Annotated in this window: 15 protein-coding genes; 8 read left to right on the forward strand and 7 right to left on the reverse strand. The window is 68.3% G+C overall.

The window, feature by feature from the left end:
• Positions 1-166 precede the first annotated feature (166 nt).
• From FKQ52_RS01755 to FKQ52_RS01770, 4 genes are all read left to right on the forward strand, one after another.
• A complete protein-coding gene (locus FKQ52_RS01755) occupies positions 167-979 on the forward strand; it encodes a response regulator transcription factor (RefSeq protein ID WP_141625588.1) in 813 nt (270 codons plus the stop codon).
• 4 nt (positions 980-983) lie between these two features.
• Complete coding sequence (locus tag FKQ52_RS01760; protein WP_141625589.1) at positions 984-2,435, forward strand: ATP-binding protein; 1,452 nt, start codon at positions 984-986, stop codon at positions 2,433-2,435.
• Positions 2,436-2,466: 31 nt separating this feature from the next.
• Positions 2,467-3,816, forward strand: a complete 1,350-nt coding sequence (locus FKQ52_RS01765; protein ID WP_141625590.1) for a trypsin-like peptidase domain-containing protein — start codon at positions 2,467-2,469, stop codon at positions 3,814-3,816.
• A 370-nt stretch (positions 3,817-4,186) separates the two neighbouring features.
• On the forward strand, positions 4,187-4,519 hold the full coding sequence (locus tag FKQ52_RS01770) for a DUF2794 domain-containing protein (protein ID WP_141625591.1): 333 nt from the start codon (positions 4,187-4,189) through the stop codon (positions 4,517-4,519).
• 145 nt (positions 4,520-4,664) lie between these two features.
• On the opposite strand, the gene FKQ52_RS01775 is transcribed toward FKQ52_RS01770, so the two are convergent.
• Positions 4,665-5,420 (reverse strand): Bax inhibitor-1/YccA family protein, encoded by a 756-nt coding sequence (locus FKQ52_RS01775; protein WP_141625592.1) that lies wholly within the window; start codon positions 5,418-5,420, stop codon positions 4,665-4,667.
• A gap of 125 nt (positions 5,421-5,545) precedes the next feature.
• Here FKQ52_RS01775 and thpR point away from each other — a divergent pair, with 125 nt between their 5' ends.
• The 4 genes from thpR to FKQ52_RS01795 all read left to right on the forward strand — a co-directional run bounded on the left by thpR (position 5,546) and on the right by FKQ52_RS01795 (position 8,817).
• The gene (thpR, locus tag FKQ52_RS01780; RefSeq protein ID WP_141625593.1) at positions 5,546-6,085 is read left to right on the forward strand and encodes an RNA 2',3'-cyclic phosphodiesterase; all 540 of its coding nucleotides are present in this window, start codon (positions 5,546-5,548) and stop codon (positions 6,083-6,085) included.
• Positions 6,086-6,132: 47 nt separating this feature from the next.
• Positions 6,133-6,621, forward strand: coding sequence for a GNAT family N-acetyltransferase (locus tag FKQ52_RS01785; protein WP_240811781.1), 489 nt, complete (start codon positions 6,133-6,135; stop codon positions 6,619-6,621).
• A gap of 75 nt (positions 6,622-6,696) precedes the next feature.
• Positions 6,697-7,929 carry an NAD-dependent epimerase/dehydratase family protein gene (locus tag FKQ52_RS01790; protein ID WP_141625595.1) on the forward strand — a complete coding sequence of 411 codons (1,233 nt, stop codon included), beginning with the start codon at positions 6,697-6,699 and terminating at the stop codon, positions 7,927-7,929.
• A 6-nt stretch (positions 7,930-7,935) separates the two neighbouring features.
• Positions 7,936-8,817 (forward strand): SDR family NAD(P)-dependent oxidoreductase, encoded by an 882-nt coding sequence (locus FKQ52_RS01795; RefSeq protein WP_141625596.1) that lies wholly within the window; start codon positions 7,936-7,938, stop codon positions 8,815-8,817.
• Here the strand turns inward: FKQ52_RS01795 and FKQ52_RS01800 are convergent.
• From FKQ52_RS01800 to pheS, 6 genes are all read right to left on the reverse strand, one after another.
• Positions 8,814-9,239, reverse strand: coding sequence for a hypothetical protein (locus tag FKQ52_RS01800; protein WP_141625597.1), 426 nt, complete (start codon positions 9,237-9,239; stop codon positions 8,814-8,816). The two genes, FKQ52_RS01795 and FKQ52_RS01800, sit on opposite strands and share 4 nt — an antisense overlap.
• A 5-nt stretch (positions 9,240-9,244) precedes the next feature.
• Positions 9,245-9,853: an EipA family protein gene (locus FKQ52_RS01805; RefSeq protein WP_141625598.1), complete on the reverse strand. Its 609-nt coding sequence runs from the start codon at positions 9,851-9,853 to the stop codon at positions 9,245-9,247.
• A 118-nt stretch (positions 9,854-9,971) separates the two neighbouring features.
• Positions 9,972-11,201: a chromate efflux transporter gene (chrA, locus tag FKQ52_RS01810; RefSeq protein WP_141628186.1), complete on the reverse strand. Its 1,230-nt coding sequence runs from the start codon at positions 11,199-11,201 to the stop codon at positions 9,972-9,974.
• Positions 11,202-11,215: 14 nt separating this feature from the next.
• Positions 11,216-13,627 carry a phenylalanine--tRNA ligase subunit beta gene (gene pheT / locus FKQ52_RS01815; RefSeq protein ID WP_141625599.1) on the reverse strand — a complete coding sequence of 804 codons (2,412 nt, stop codon included), beginning with the start codon at positions 13,625-13,627 and terminating at the stop codon, positions 11,216-11,218.
• On the reverse strand, positions 13,624-14,025 hold the full coding sequence (locus tag FKQ52_RS01820) for a hypothetical protein (protein WP_141625600.1): 402 nt from the start codon (positions 14,023-14,025) through the stop codon (positions 13,624-13,626). Before FKQ52_RS01820 ends, pheT begins: the two co-directional genes overlap by 4 nt.
• Positions 14,026-14,051: 26 nt before the next feature.
• Positions 14,052-15,128, reverse strand: coding sequence for a phenylalanine--tRNA ligase subunit alpha (pheS, locus tag FKQ52_RS01825; RefSeq protein WP_141625601.1), 1,077 nt, complete (start codon positions 15,126-15,128; stop codon positions 14,052-14,054).
• Between the last annotated feature and the right edge of the window lie 103 nt (positions 15,129-15,231).

Here is a 15,231-nt window from a genome sequence, read left to right on the forward strand (position 1 = left end):
CTGTCGGGATCGGGACGGTATCACGGCGACCCGGCTCCGCAATCGGTGTTCGGTCAGGAAGAATCAGGCCCGCCCGCGCCCGCCCGCGAGCAGGGTCGGCGACCGGGACGGTCGAGCATTGCCATCGGGCTTCAACGGCCTATCGTCCGGCGACGGGAGACAGCTGATGGACGGAGAAGCGGTGACTGAGGGAGACGAGTCCTTCGCCCGGTTGCATGAGGTCTTCGCGGGCCGCGCCGCCCTGCTGCTCGAGGATGATCCCGACCTGTCCGAACATGTCGCCGAGCGGCTGCTGCGCGCCGGGTTCGCGACCGTGGACCGGGTCGATCGGGGCGAGGCCGCGCTCGAGGCCACGGCGGGAAAATCCTACGACGTGCTGATCCTTGATCGCATGACCAACGGGCTGGACGGGCTGGAGACCCTGAAGCGCCTTCGGGCCTCCAGCGGTCCGTCGGCGGACGCACCCGCCCTGATGTTGACCGCATTGGGCGGCGAGCGGCAGAAGGTCGAGGGGCTGCTGGAAGGCGCCGACGACTATCTGGCCAAGCCGGTCGGGGACGAGGAGCTTCTGGCCCGCATCGCGGCGCAGCTGCGCCGCGCCGCCCGCCGGGCCAGGCCGGTCAACGCCGATCTGGTCAACGGTCCCTTCCGCCTGTCGTTCGGCGCGCGGACGGTGAAGCTGGAGCTGTCCGATGTCTCGCGCACCATCGACCTGTCGCCGCTGGAGTTCGCCATCGTGTGCGAGTTGATGAGCGCTCGGGGCCAGCCGGTGACCAAGACCATGCTGTGGGACCGGTGCTGGGTGGAGTGGAACTTCCTGCCCGACAATTTCGTCAACATCATCGACGCCCGCATCAGCGCCCTGCGCCGTCGGCTGAAGGAGCAGGCGCCGGAACTGGGCGAAGACCTGCACCCGCTGATCGTCTCCGCGCGTAGCCAGAGTCTGGTATTCCGCGACCTGTCCGACTGGACGGGCTGACACTGTGGCGAGCTGGCCGTTCCGGCGGATTCGAGCCTGGCTGGGACGGCGGACGACCACCCAGCTGGCCGTGGGCATCGCCGTGCTGTCGGCGCTGGCCCTGACCGGTTCCCTGGCTATTACCGGTGCGGCGGTGCGGATCGACCAGCGTGAGAAGGCCGCGCTGGCCGCACTGGACGACTACGGCGCCATGGCCGCCAAGCTGGGGGTCGAAGGCATGACCGGCGACGCCCTGTCGCCCGCCGACGCCGTCTATCTGTCCAACTGGCTGACCGCCTTCCAGAACGGTCCCGCGCGCGAGAATGAGGCCCGGACGCTGGAGGAGACCTGCCAGACCGGACGGGGCGGCGCGGGCGTGCGGTTCATCCGCGCCCCGGTCGGCAAGCCCGCGGGCCTTTCGGAGCTGGAGACCACGCGCGGCGAGCGTTCGTCGCGGTTGGGCGAAGATGTCTATGTGGTCCGGCTGGGCAAGGGGGTGCTGTGTTCGACCCGTCCGGTCGAGGTCGTGGTGGTTCGCCGCTCGCTCGGTGCGCTGGACATCGCTGTGGGCCGGGTGGTGGATGCCTCGGGCGACGCCTGGGGCTGGGCGGTGGCGGCGGTCATCGGCGCGGGCGTGCTGCTGGTGGCCATCGGTCTGGTCGCCGCGACCTTCGCCCGTCGTCGTCTGACGAGCGCCGTCGCCCGCGTCAGCGTGGCCCTGGACCGGGCCGCTGTCGGTGACTTCTCCGAGCGGGCGCCCGAGACAGAGGTGGCGCCCGAACTGACCGAACTGTCCGGTCATGTGAACCGGACACTGGACCGGCTGGAAGAGCTGCTGGCCTGGCTGAGGGATTCGGCGGACCAGCTGGCCCACGATTTCCGCACACCCATCGCCCGCGCGACGGCCCGCCTCGAGAAGCTGGGCGAGACCGCGTCCACGCCCGCGATGAAGCGGCTGGTCGCCGAGGCCCGCGCGGACTTGCAGGAACTGACCCGCGCGATGAATGAGGCCATGGCCCTGCGCGACGGCGAGGCCTGGTCTTTCGAGCCGGTCCGGCTGGACGTTCTGGCCCGACAATGCGCTGAACTCTATGAGCCGCTGGCCGAGGAACGGGGCGTCTCGATCCGGGTGGAGGCCGAACCCGTCGAGGTGCTGGGCGTTCGCACCCTGTTGCAGCGCGCTACGGCCAATCTGGTGGACAATGCGGTCAAATATTCACCGGACGGGGGCGTGGTGACCCTGAGCGTGTCCAGCGTCGAGGGCCGCCCCCGCCTGTCCGTCGCGGACCAGGGGCCGGGCTTCCGGCACGAGGCTGCGGACGCCGCGGCCGTCGTCGCCGCCTCCACGGCCGAGGGTCGCGAGAGCCATGGCATGGGGCTGGCCTTTGTGCGCGCGATCCTGAAACGCCACGGCGCGTCCATGACGATTGATGACGCCCGTCCGGGGGCTGTCGTCACAGCGCAATTCTCGCGCTAGGGTCCGGATCAGGACTGAAGAGGACACGAGCATGCGGCGCACCATCTTCCGGGCAGGCGGAGTTTCCGTTCTGGCCCTCGCGTTCGCCGCCCCCCTGTTGATCGTGACCCCGGCCGTGGCCCAGTCGGTCGATCCGGCCCCCGCCGCCCAGACCCCGACGTCGCCGATCCCCTATGACGCCGAGCGAGGCGTGTTCACCTTCGCCACCGATCTGGAGCGCGCCCTGCCCGCCGTGGTGCAGGTGACGACCCTGGGTCAGTCGCGTGGACCGAGCTCCGGCGACAACGAGCCCCGCCCGACGGCCAGCGGCTCCGGCGCCGTGATCGACGCGGCGCAGGGCATTGTCGTGACCAATAATCACGTGGTCGACGGCGGCCAGAAATTCACTGTCGACCTGACGGACGGCCGCATCTTCGACGCCGTGCTGATCGGCGCCGACAAGGCCACCGACATCGCCGTGCTCCAGATCACGGCGCCGGGCCTGTCGCAGATCGAGGTGGCCAGTTCGGATCGCCTGCGCACCGGCGACCTGGCCTTCGCGGTCGGCTATCCGCTGGGCCTCGACCAGACGCTGACCATGGGTGTGATCTCCGGTCTGGGCCGCTCGGGCATGGGCGACCGGATCGAGGATTACATCCAGACTGACGCCGCCGTGAACTCGGGCAACTCGGGCGGGCCGCTGCTGGACAGCCGGGGTCGCCTGATCGGCATTAACACCTCCATCCTGTCGGGCGGCGGCGGCGGCAACGACGGCATCGCCTTCGCCGTGCCCAGCCGGATCATGATGTATGTGGTCGAGCAGCTGCGCGCCCACGGCGAGGTGCGTCGCGGCGTGACCGGCGCCATTCTCGGCTCGCTGAACGCTGAACGCTCGCGCGAATTCGGTCTGGGCATCGTCCGTGGCGCGGTGGTCGAGGACGTGGCGCCCGGCTCGTCCGCCGAGCGCGCGGGCCTGCGTCGTGGCGACGTGATCACCCGTGTCGGCAACCGCCCGGTCTCCAACGCCGGCACCGTGCAGGCCGCGATCGGCATCGCCGAACCCGGAACCCAGGTGGAGGTGGTCTATCTGCGTGATGGCCACGAGGCCCGCGCGACCCTGACGGTAGAGGCGAACAGCGAACGTCAGGTCACGGTCGGCGCCGAGGTCGTCATCAGCCGAGGCGCCTCGATCCGCGAAAGCGCCGATGGTCTGCAAGTCTTCGCGGTTGAAGGCGGTTCGCCCGCCGCAGCGGCCGGATTGCAGGCCGGAGACATCGTGCGGTCGGTCAATGGCCGGTCGGTGTCGACCCTTTCGGCGTTTGCCCGTGCGCTGGACGGTCAGGGCGAGCGGCGTCTGTCGGTTGAACGGAGCGGCGACACCGAGCGGGTCATCCTGCCCTGATCCTCTCCTGATCCGGAGCTCTGCCCGGGGCTCCGGCCCGGACCGCGGACAGCAAAACGCCCGCTCAGCCGGTTGGGGGAGAGGCGGAGCGGGCGTCTCGCTTTGGAGGAAGCATCGGCCCGCCGAAGCCCTTGAATGGAACAATCCAGGGGGGCTGGGGGGGCTGTTCAGGATCCGGGATCGTTCCGAACTCCGACGAGCCGATGTCTCTCGTTTCACCCTCCAAGGGGGCGGGCGATGGGCGGAACAGAGGCGTTTTCGTGTTCTGTGCGATTTCTTCGCATTGCGGCGTTCCGGACACGTTGTTCGACGGAGCGGCGGGTTCGGCCGGGGGACTGGCGCCGGGCGCGGACCGGCCTAGATTGGAGTGATGAACGACGCCGCCGACGCGCAGCCCCAGGCCGGGCCGGTCTTCTTTGACCGGCGGGAGCTGGACCAGATCCTCAGGGTCTATGGCCGGATGGTCGCCTCGGGCGAGTGGCGCGACTACGCCATGATCGGCCACAAGGACGTCGCCGAGTTCGCTGTCTTCCGCCGCTCGGGCGACGCCCCTGCCTACCGGATCGAGAAGCGGCCCGCCCTGCGTCTGAAACAGGGAGAGTGGGCGGTGATCGGCGAGGGCGGCATGGTCCTGAAACGGGGGCGCGATCTGGCCCAGGTCCTGCGCGTCTTCGACAGCCGCAAGTTCACCGTCATCGAATAAAAAAAAGCCCCGGAATCAAAAGGGCCCCGACGTCGCCGTCTGGGCCCTTCCTCTTTTCCGCCTAACGCTCGCCGCGCGGCGGCTCGCTGCTTGAGGCCATGTCAGGTCGCCTGACGCTCGCTTCGCGAGCGTCAGAGTTCTCCAATCAACGACGGCCGCCGAACAGGGCGAGCAGGAATTGGAACATGTTGATGAAGTTGATGTAGAGGCTCAGCGCGCCGTAGCTGGTGGCCACGCCCATCGCGTTCTCGTTCCCGCCGATGGCGTAGTAGGTCATCTTCAGGCGCTGGGTGTCGTAGGCGGTCAGGCCCGCGAAGATCAGCACGCCGGCGGCGCTGATGATCAGCTGCATCATGCCGTTCTGCAGGAACATGTTCACCACCGAGGCGATGATCAGGCCGATCACGCCCATGATCAGGAACGAACCGATGCCGGTCAGATCCTTCTTGGTCGTGTAGCCGAACAGGCTGAGCGCGCCGAAGGCGGCGGCGGTGATCAGGAAGGTCTGGACCACCGAGGCGCCCGTGTAGAGCAGGACCACGGTGCCCATGGAGGCGCCGATCAGGGCCACGATCAGCCAGTACAGCGCGCTGGCTCCGCCCGAGGTCGGGTTCTTCATCACGAAGTTGGAGCCCAGCAGGATGACCAGCGGCGAGAAGGCCACGATCATGCCGAGCAGGGTGTATCCCGTGATGCGGGTCACGCCGTCAGGGAAGACGGCCGTGTTGAAGAGCAACTGGGTGACCGCCGGCACCGAGCCGGTGATATAGGCCAGTACGGCCGAGACCAGCAGGCCGAGGGCGACCTTGTTGTAGACCCCGAGCATGAATTTGCGCAGGCCCGCGTCCACCGACATGTCGACGGTCTGCGGGATGGAATATCCGTTTCTGAAATCGCTCATCGCGGTTTCGATCCTCCTTTGGGTCGGGCAATCCCGACCATTCACGCAAATATCGGTCGCGGCCGTCCCTTCCGCAAGGAAAAGCGGACTTGGGACTTGGGTTCGGACCCGCTACCAACGGTCGCATGATCCGGCTGTTCACCGCCCTTTCCGTCCCTGACGATGTGGCCGAGACGCTGAAGCGTCGGCAAACGGGCCTGCCCGGCGCGAAATGGCGTGGCGAGGATCACCTTCACATCACCCTGGCCTTCTATGGCGAGATTGACGAGCGCCGGGCGGATGATCTGGCCGCCGAGCTGGAGCGGGCGGCGACCGGCGGGGCGTTCGAGATCGAACTTCAGGGCGTGGGCGCCTTCGGCGACGCGCACCGCAGCCACACCATCTGGGCCGGGGTCGTGCCCAGCAAACGGCTGAACGTGCTGGCGGGGCGCTGCCGGTCGGCCGCCGAGCGCGCGCGGATCGAGATCGAACGGCGCGAGTACCGTCCGCACCTGACCCTCGCCTATCTGAAGCCCCAGACCGATCCGGCCCGGGTCGGCGCCTGGATCACCGGCCACAACCTGCTGCATTCGCCGCCAATCCGGATCGACCGCTTTGGCCTTTATTCCAGCGTCCTGACCTCGGACGGCAGCCAGTACCAGCTTGAACGGGAGTATCTGCTGTGACCGGACCGGTGCTGAACACCGAACGCCTGATCCTGCGCACCATTGCGATGGAGGACTTCCCGCGCTGGGCGGAAATGATGGCCGACCCTGAGGCGTCGCGCTTCCTCGGCGGCGTTCAGCCCGCGGCGACGGCATGGCGGGGCTTCATGACCATGGCCGGGGCGTGGAGCCTGACGGGGATCGCAATGTTCTCGGTCATCGAACGCGACACCGGCCTCTGGCTGGGCCGGATTGGGCCGTGGCGGCCCGAGGGCTGGCCGGGCAATGAGGTCGGCTGGGGCCTGCATCCGGACGCGCAGGGCAAGGGCTATGGCGTGGAGGCGGCCACGGCGACGCTGGACTACGCCTTCGACGTGCTGGGCTGGGAGGATGTGATCCACTGCATCGACCCGGAGAACACCCCGTCCCAACGGCTGGCCGAGCGGGTCGGATCGCGCAATCTGGGACCGACGCGCCTGCCGCCGCCCTTCGCGGACGTGTCCGTCGACGCCTGGGGACAGAGCCGGGCCGACTGGAAGTCCCGCCCGCGCCGTTGAACCTGCGATAAGGCGCCGCTTTTACGGCTGCCCGGCTTCGGCTAGGCAGGTCGCCACCTAATGACGAGGAAGATCATGCGCGTACTGGTTCTGGGCGGCGACGGCTTCTGCGGCTGGCCGACGGCGCTGCATCTTTCGGCGCGCGGCTGGGACGTGTGCATCGTCGACAACCTCAGCCGTCGGAACATCGATAACGAGCTGGAGGTCCAGTCGCTGACCCCCATCCGGACCATGGGCGAGCGCATCGCCGCGTGGAAGGAGGTTTCGGACAAGACCATCGAGTTCGTGAATATGACGGTCGGCAAGGAATTCGACCGGCTCGTCACCCTGATCCGGGACTGGGCGCCTGACAGCGTGGTTCACTTCGCCGAACAGCGCGCCGCGCCTTATTCGATGAAGACCGCGCGGCACAAGCTGTACACGGTCGACAACAATCTGAACGCCACCAACCACCTGCTGGCGGCCATCGTCGAGAGCGGGCGGGACGTCCATCTGGCGCACCTCGGCACCATGGGGGTCTACGGCTATACGACCGCCGGCCTGCGCATCCCCGAGGGCTATCTGAAGGTTACGGTGGACACCGAGTTCGGCCCGACCGAGCAGGAAATCCTGTTCCCGCCGAACCCCGGCTCGATCTATCATATGACCAAGACGCAGGACGCCCTGCTGTTCCAGTTCTACGCTAGGAATGACGGGCTGCGGATCACCGACCTGCATCAGGGCATCGTCTGGGGCGCCCAGACCGAGGAGACCCGCAAGGACGAGCGGCTGATCAACCGCTTCGACTATGACGGCGACTACGGCACCGTTCTGAACCGCTTCCTGATGCAGGGCGCGCTGGGCTATCCGCTGACGGTGCACGGCACGGGCGGGCAGACGCGGGCTTTCATTCACATTCAGGATACCGTCCGCTGCGTCGAACTGGCCCTGAAGAACCCGCCAAAGTCGGGCGAACGGGTGAAGATCCTGAACCAGATGACCGAGAGCCGCCGGGTGCGCGATCTGGCGGCCATGGTGGCCGGCATGACGGGGGCTCCAGTTCACAATGTCCCCAACCCGCGTCAGGAGGCGGACGAGAATGAGCTGGTCGTGGCCAATGACCAGTTCCGGGAACTGGGTCTGAAGCCGATCACCCTGGCCGAGGGCCTGATGCAGGATGTGACCGAAATCGCCCGCCGGTACGCCGACCGCGCCGACCGGACCAAGATTCCCTGCGTCTCCAGCTGGAACGGGAAGCGCGCCGACGCGCTGAAGAGCGAAAGCGTCACTGTTTCCAGCGGCGCCGCCGACCAAATCCGCTCCGCCTGAGGTCTGATGTCCGACGCTGTTTCGCCGCCTCTGTCCCTGCTGGTCTTCGGCGGCGGATGGCTGGGCCGCGCCGCGGCGCTGGAGGCCCTGCGCAGGGGCGGCGAGGCCGTCGCCACCTCGCGCGACCCCGCCACCCGCGCCGTGCTGGAGGCCGAGGGCGTTGCAGCCGTCGATCCGGCGGATGAGGCCGCGCTGGCCGCCGCGGTGGGGCAGGCGACCGCCCTGCTGATCACCACGCCGCCGGACGCCCAGGGCTGTCCGGGGCTGAAGGCGCTGATCCCCGCCATCACCGCCTCGGGCGCCTGGCCCGACTGGATCGGCTATGTCTCGTCCACCGCCGTCTTCGGCGACCGCGCGGGCGGCTGGGCCTTTGAGGACGATGAACTGAACGCCGCCAGCCTTGAGGGCGCGCGCCGCGTCCGGGCCGAGCGGGACTGGCTGGACGCCGGACGGGGCATGGGGCTGACGGTCCAGCTGTTCCGCCTGCCCGCCCTCTACGGCCCCGGCCGCTCGCCGCTGGATCGCCTGCGCGACGGCACGGCGCGGATCGTCCGCAAGCCCGGGCAGATCTTCAACCGGGTGCATGTGGACGACGCGGTCGCGGGCCTGTTCGCCTCCATGGCCCGCCCGCACCCCGGCGCGGCCTACACCCTGTGCGACGACGAGCCGTCGGCGGCGGACGTGGTCATCGAGGGCGCGGCGAAGCGGCTGGGCCTGCCCCTGCCGCCCGAAGTCGATCTGGACGATCCGTCGGTGTCCGACTCCATGCGTCGCTTCTACCGCGACTCCAAACGCCTCTCGAACGCGAAGGCCAAGGCCGAACTGGGCTGGCGACCGAGATATCCGGGTTGGCGCGAGGGGCTTGAGGCGATGATCTCCCGCGCCTAGCGGTTGCGCGTGTAGAACTGGCCGTCGACGAAGATGCTCTGTGGCAGGCCTTCCTGGCCCAGGCCGATGAAACTCGAACCGAATATGATCTGCCGTCGGTCTGGCCGACAGCTGGGCCGCTCATTCGGCAGCGCTCCATAGTGGCCATCGTAGGTTCGGCCGTCATGAAGCTGGATCAGGCGGCCGGCGGCGTGCTGCGCCCCCACCGGGTTCTGCTGGACCCATTCGTGCCAGAAGAAATCGTAGCGGGTCGCGCCGACCTGCATCGAGCAGAGCGGGCTGATCGTGACCGTGGGCTCTATGTCGAGAAAAGCGAACCCCTGATCCCGCAGCAGGCCGGTGATGTCGGACGGCGGAGCGGGGCGCTGGCAACCCGCCAGCGCCAGAAGGGCGACCGTGATGATGGCCCCCGCCCGCAGCATGGGTCCTAGAACGGCAGGATATTGCGCTGGCGGCTGTAGGACATGGTGCCGACGTTGGCGCCGAGGCGCAGGCCGACGCCGGTGCGGATCGGGGCCAGGACGATGCCGTCGGCGCGCTGGTAGTTCACGCCGAGCCCGCCCACGAGGTAGGCCGAGCCTTCCACGCCGGGGTACCGGCGATAGATCATGTCCGGGTAGTAGAGACCGTACACGAGGGTGAAGACCCGGCTGCCGTTGCCGCCGACATCCCAGCCGATCGAGATGCCCTGCCAGAAGATTTCCTGCGAGGCCGAGAGGTCCTTCATGTGCAGGGCGCCTCGGCCGTAGCGCAGGCCGACGCCGGCGGCGCCGGCGCCTTCTTCACCCGCGATATAGGCGGTCGGGGCGCCGCCCTGATCGGCGAAGACCCGCTCGATGGCGCCGCCGATCGCTTCGGCGGCGATGCCCAGTTCGCGCGACCCGGCGGCGATCAGTTCGTCCGAGGTATAGGTCGGCGCGGTCGCGTCCGAGCGGATCGGATAGTTGGGGTCCGCCGGGCCGGTGCTGGCGCAGGCGGACAGGCCGGCGGCGCCGGAGGCGGCGAGACCCGAGAAGATCAACTGGCGGCGGTGCATGGGCTGGGCTCCGGAGTCGGGATGGTCCGCCCGGCTCACGCGGGCGTTCGACCCACCGTCGCCGGGCTTTGCGTCAGCCTTGGGGCCGTAAAGTTAACGGGAGATTGCCGGGTCGATCTCAACCGACGAACAAGGCGTGTCCCATCAGGGCCGAGACGGCGATCACGGCGGGGGCGGCGTAGCGGCTCCGCCAGAACCAGATGATCGCCGTTCCCGCTCCGAAAATCAGGAGCGCGGGCCATAGCGCCGGAACACGCTCCGCGGTCGATCCGGCGAGTTGCAGCAGGGTGGCCGCGATCAGACCGACCACGCCTGCGGCGACACCGGCGAGGGCCCGGTGCAGGCGGTGGTCTCCGACGATCCGTTCCAGTCGTTCGTACAGAAGCATGGAGAAGGCGAAGGCCGGGAGGAAGACCCCGACGGTGATGGCGAGGGCCCCGATCCAACCGCCCGCCATATAGCCCACGAAGGTGCAGAAGATGACCAGGGGCGCGGGCAGGACGCCGGCGACGGCCACGCCGTCGAGGAAGGACGGCTCGCTGATCCAGCCGCGTCCGACCGTATCCGTGCGGACGAAGGGGATGGCGGTGTAGGCTCCGCCGAACGTGAGCAGCCCGGCCTTCAACCCTGACCAGAACAGCCCCGGCGCGTCCGCCTGCACCGCCCCCCCGGACACGGACAGCAAGGGCGTCCCGCTCAGGTCCAGCCCATGAAGCGCCAGCGCCGCGCCGGCGCCCGCCAGCAAAACCACCATCCGCAGAAGCCATCGACCGGGGGCGGATACCGTGTACAGCGCGCCGGTGGTCGCCAGAACCACCCAGAAACTCACTCCCGCAAGGGTCGCCGCAAGCGCCCCGAGCGCCAGCAGCCACAGCAGGGCGTCATCAAGCACATGGCCCCCGATCTGCCGCACGGCCCGGGCGATGAGGGCCAGGACCCCGACCTGAACGCCGAGGAAGGCCGCCTCCACAAGATGGGCGTCGGCAAGAAACGTCTTGTAGGCCCATGCCGCCGCCAGCATCAGGAGCAGACCCGGCAGCATGAAGCCGAGACCCGCCAGCAGACCGCCGATCCGCCCTCTGGCCCGGATGCCCAGATGCACGCAGAGTTCGTGCGCCTCCGGTCCCGGAAGGATCTGCAGCACCGCCAGCAGACGGTTGAAGTCCTTGCCCGAAATCCAGCGCTCGTCCTCGACCAGCGCCTTGCGGATCATCGCGATCTGCGCGACCGGGCCGCCGAAGGCATGAAGGCCGAACCCCAGAAAGCGCAGGAACAGGCGGGCGTAGCCAAGGGGCGGTGGGGCGTGTGACGGCTGTTCAATGCCGCTCCCACCCTCGGACCCCTGCATCCGCTCCACCAGCCTCAGCTCCTGAGTTGGGCCCCGATCTTGGCCGCCGCCGCGACGACCTTGGCCGAGACGGCCTCGATCTCCGCGTCGGTCAGGGTAGCCTCGACCGGCTGAAGTTCGACCTCCAGCGCCACCGACTTGAAGCCGTCGTCTACGCCCTTGCCGCGATAGACGTCGAACACGCGCACATCCGCGATCAGGGCCTTGTCCGCCCCCGCCACCGCGCGGGTCAGATCCCCCACGGGCCTGGCTTCCTCGACCACGAAGGCGAAGTCGCGGGTCAGCGGCATCAGGGTCGACAGACCGGCCTTGCCGCGTGCCTTGGTTTTGGCGCCGCGCGGCTCGGGAACCGCATCCAGCACGATCTCGAAGGCCAGCATCGGGGCGTCTGCGTCCAGCGCCTTCAGCACGCGCGGGTGCAGGGCGCCGAACTCGACCATGACATTCTTCGGGCCCAGTTGCAGGCGCGCGGAGCGACCGGGGTGCCACCAGTCGCGGTTCTGGCCCTGGACCAGTTGCAGCGACGCCGTCGGCGCGCCCAGTTGGTCCAGCAGGGCGATCAGGTCGCCCTTGAGCGCGAACAGCGCGTCTTCCGACGCCCCGCCCCAGTGACGGGTCGAGCGCGGCGCCACCAGACCGGCGATGACGGTCCGCTGACCGTTCGGCTGGTCGTCCAGATAGATCGGACCGATCTCGAACAGGGCTGCGTCGGCGTGGCCGCGCGCGGCGTTGCGCGCCGCCGCCTGGATCAGGTTCGGCAGGGCCGAGGGTCGCATGCAGTCCAGATCGGCCGCGATGGGGTTTTCCAGCACCAGCTTGTCATCGCCACCGCCGAACAGGGTCGCGATGGACTGTTTGGTGAAGGACCAGGTGACGGCTTCGGCATAGCCCATGCCCGCCAGCGCCCTGCGGGCCAGACGCACCCGCGCCTGACGCGGATTCAGGACACCCCTCGAGGGAGCCCCCTGATCGGGCAGCGGGGTGGTCGGCAGCTGGTCGAAGCCCTCGATGCGGGCGACCTCTTCCACCAGATCGGCGGGGCCATGAACGTCGCGGCGCCACGAGGGGGGTTGGTAACCGATCTCGCTATCTTCGAAGGTCTTCGTGAAGCCCAACGCCGTGAGGATTTCCTCGACCCTCGCTTCTGAGATCGTAAGGCCGGTCAGCCGTTCGACATAGCCGGGCTTGATCGAAACCTGCTCGGGGAGGGCCGGGGCCTGACCGGCGACGGTCACTTCCGACGGTTCCCCGCTGCACAGCTCAAGGATCAGCTTCGTCGCCAGTTCAACGCCGGGCACGACCGAAGCCGTGTCCACGCCGCGCGCGAACCGGTACTGGGCGTCCGAGGTCAGGGCCAGCGTCCGGCCGGTCTGGGCGATCAGGATGGGGTCGAACCAGGCGCTCTCGACGAAGACGTCGACCGTCTCGTCCGAGCAGCCGGTGTTCTCGCCGCCCATGACGCCACCGAGGCCGATGGGGCGCTCGCCGCCCGCATCCGAGATGACGCACATCGATGGATCGACGGTGTAGGTCTTGCCGTCCAGCGCGATCAGATGCTCGTGCTCGCCGGTGTCCTTCGACATCTGGCCCGCGCGCACCACGATCTGGTCGCCCGACAGCTTGGCGATGTCATAGACGTGCAGCGGGCGGGCGCGGTCGTAGGAAATCAGGTTGGTGATATCCACCAGCCGGTTGATCGAGCGCAGGCCGATGGCTTCCAGCCGGCGCTTCAACCACTCGGGCGATGGTCCGTTCTTCACGCCCCGGATTGTGCGACCGGCGAACACCGGGCACATCTCCGGCGCGTCCAGGCGCACGGTGATCGGGGAGGCGAAGCTTCCGGCGACCGGCTCGATGGCGGGGGTCGTCAGCGCGCCCAGACCGGCGGCGGCCAGATCCCGGGCGATGCCGGCGACGCCCAGCCAGTCGGGACGGTTGGGGGTCACTTCGAAGTCGATGACCGGCTCGGCGCCGAAGACGCCGGCGGCGGGCGTCCCGACCTGAAGGTCGTCGCTCAGCTCCAGAATGCCGTCGCTCTCGCCCGGCTGTTCCAGCTCGGCGGCCGAGCACAGCATGCCGTTGGACACGACGCCGCGCACCGGCTTCTCGACCAGGGTCACGCCCAGACCGGGCACATAGGCGCCGATGGGGGCGTAGATGGTGGTCAGGCCCGCGCGCGCGTTCGGGGCGCCGCAGACGATCTCCTTCATCCCGTCGACGGTCTCGACCTGACAGACCTGCAGGCGGTCGGCGTTGGGATGGCGCTCGGCCGAGATGATCCTGGCCACGCTGAACGGAGCCAGGGCGGCGATCGGATCGTGGACGTCCTCGACCTCGAGCCCGGCCATGGTCATGGCGTCGGCCACCGCGGAGACGTCAGCCTCTGTGTCGAGGTGGTCTTTCAGCCAGGAGAGGGTGAATTTCACGCTTCGCCGCCGCCGATGATCTGAAGGTTTTCGGCGATCTGCTTCATGAAGTCAGGATGGCCGGTGAAGCCGATGCCGACGAAGCGGCAACGCACGAAGGTGGTGTTGGAGAACGCGATCACGCCGGTGACCTTCTCGCCGACGGTCTGCAGCAGCAGGTTCGCGCCGTTGGCGGTGATGCCCAGGTTGCAGTTGTCGAAATAGACGTTCTCCGTCGCGTACAGAACGGCGGGCCCCTCGATCACGCAGTCGGTGAAGGTCTTGCCGTCGATCACGGTCTTGCCCGCCTGGATATGGCCCATGGCGAAGGCCGGCAGCCAGACGCCCTGCTTTTCGTAGGTGGTGCGGTCGGCCAGTGTCGGATCAATGGTCACGGTGATGGGAGCGGCGTCGGTCATGGCGATCTCGTTCTCTTGAAAGGGGTTCAGCTCAGGCCGCTGGCCGGGTTCGGCGCGGCGAAGGCGGAGAATCCGTAGTGGGCCAGCCACCGGGTATCGGCCTCGAACATCGGGCGCAGGTCCGAGATGCCGTACTTCAGCATCGCCAGACGATCCACGCCCATGCCGAAGGCGAAGCCCTGATACTCATCAGGGTCAATGCCGCAGGCGCGCAGCACGTTCGGGTGCACCATCCCGCAGCCCAGGATTTCCATCCAGCTGTCGCCGGTGTTCAGCTTCAGCTCGCCGCCCGAGCGATCACAGCGGATGTCCATTTCCGCCGACGGCTCGGTGAAGGGGAAGTGGTGCGGGCGGAAACGGGCGTCCACGCCGTCCAGTTCGAAGAAGCGCGCGACGAAGGTCTCCAGCGTCCACTTCAGGTGGCCCATGTGGATCCCCTTGTCGATCACCAGACCCTCGACCTGATGGAACATGGGGGTGTGGGTGGCGTCCGAATCTTTCCGGAAGGTCCGGCCGGGCGCGATGATCCGGATCGGCGGCTTCTGGCTCATCATGGTCCGCACCTGCACCGGGCTGGTGTGGGTGCGCAGGACCTTGCGCTCGCCGGTTTCCGGGTCGGGCTTGAGGAAGAAGGTGTCGTGCATCTCCCGCGCCGGGTGCCTGGGCGGGAAGTTCAGGGCGGTGAAGTTGTGGAAATCGTCCTCCACGTCCGGGCCTTCCGCCACCGCGAAGCCCATGTCGGCGAAGATGGCGACCATCTCGTCCATGACCTGCATGGTCGGATGAACGCTGCCGACGCGACGCGGGCGCGGGGGCAGGGTCAGATCGACGTGCTCGGCCTTCAGCCGGGCGTCCAGCTCGGCGGCCTCGAGGTCGGCCTTGCGGGCCGTCAGGGCGGACTGAACCCGGTCGCGCAGGCCGTTGATCTTCGGACCCTGTTCGCGACGTTCATCGGGGCTCATCGCGCCCATGCCTTTCAGCAGGCCGGAGATGGAGCCGGACTTGCCGAGGGCGGCGACACGGATGTCCTCGACAGCGGCGGCGGTCTCCGCCGAGCCGATGGCGTTGATCAGGTCGAGTTCGAGTTGGGCGAGATCAGTCATTGTGCGCCAGCATCTAGCGGGCGCGGACGCTTTCGTCACGTCCGGCATGCGCGCCAAGGCGGCTATAGACGAAATGCAAACGAAAACGCCCGCCCCGGCGGAC

It is taken from the genome of Brevundimonas sp. M20 (assembly GCF_006547065.1).
Taxonomy (GTDB): domain Bacteria; phylum Pseudomonadota; class Alphaproteobacteria; order Caulobacterales; family Caulobacteraceae; genus Brevundimonas.

Coding starts and splice junctions, on each gene's coding strand:
- pheS (WP_141625601.1), bottom strand. CDS start 15,128: ATGACTGATCTCGCCCAACTCGAACTCGACCTGATCAACGCCATCGGC.
- FKQ52_RS01775 (WP_141625592.1), bottom strand. CDS start 5,420: ATGAGCGATTTCAGAAACGGATATTCCATCCCGCAGACCGTCGACATG.
- FKQ52_RS01790 (WP_141625595.1), top strand. CDS start 6,697: ATGCGCGTACTGGTTCTGGGCGGCGACGGCTTCTGCGGCTGGCCGACG.
- FKQ52_RS01765 (WP_141625590.1), top strand. CDS start 2,467: ATGCGGCGCACCATCTTCCGGGCAGGCGGAGTTTCCGTTCTGGCCCTC.
- FKQ52_RS01785 (WP_240811781.1), top strand. CDS start 6,133: ATGGAGGACTTCCCGCGCTGGGCGGAAATGATGGCCGACCCTGAGGCG.
- thpR (WP_141625593.1), top strand. CDS start 5,546: ATGATCCGGCTGTTCACCGCCCTTTCCGTCCCTGACGATGTGGCCGAG.
- FKQ52_RS01770 (WP_141625591.1), top strand. CDS start 4,187: ATGAACGACGCCGCCGACGCGCAGCCCCAGGCCGGGCCGGTCTTCTTT.
- FKQ52_RS01805 (WP_141625598.1), bottom strand. CDS start 9,853: ATGCACCGCCGCCAGTTGATCTTCTCGGGTCTCGCCGCCTCCGGCGCC.
- FKQ52_RS01755 (WP_141625588.1), top strand. CDS start 167: ATGGACGGAGAAGCGGTGACTGAGGGAGACGAGTCCTTCGCCCGGTTG.
- chrA (WP_141628186.1), bottom strand. CDS start 11,201: ATGCAGGGGTCCGAGGGTGGGAGCGGCATTGAACAGCCGTCACACGCC.
- FKQ52_RS01795 (WP_141625596.1), top strand. CDS start 7,936: ATGTCCGACGCTGTTTCGCCGCCTCTGTCCCTGCTGGTCTTCGGCGGC.
- FKQ52_RS01820 (WP_141625600.1), bottom strand. CDS start 14,025: ATGACCGACGCCGCTCCCATCACCGTGACCATTGATCCGACACTGGCC.
- FKQ52_RS01800 (WP_141625597.1), bottom strand. CDS start 9,239: ATGCTGCGGGCGGGGGCCATCATCACGGTCGCCCTTCTGGCGCTGGCG.